Here is a 205-nt window from a genome sequence, read left to right on the forward strand (position 1 = left end):
GCGCAGGTCGTTGTACTGGTCGATCAGGTTCGAGCGCACCGCCGAGGTGATGCCCGACGAGGTGAGGCCGGCGCCGGTGCGATCCGCGGCGGCGAATCCGACGGCCGTGTTGGCGCCACCGGTCTGAGCGTCGGTGATCGCGGCAGCGCCGCTCGCCGCCGCAGAACCGATACCGACCTGCAGAGCGTCGGAGCCGGTGCCCTTG

The 205-nt window shown here is 71.7% G+C and carries 1 protein-coding gene; it reads right to left on the reverse strand.

Annotation, left to right across the window (positions count from 1 at the left end; all coding sequences use genetic code 11):
* On the reverse strand, positions 1–205 hold a 205-nt coding region (locus CXY91_RS02570; RefSeq protein WP_158673241.1), incomplete at both ends, for a hypothetical protein.

The sequence above is a fragment of the Allobosea sp. FBZP-16 genome, from assembly GCF_002831785.1.
Classification (GTDB): Bacteria; Pseudomonadota; Alphaproteobacteria; order Rhizobiales; family Beijerinckiaceae; genus Allobosea; species Allobosea lupini.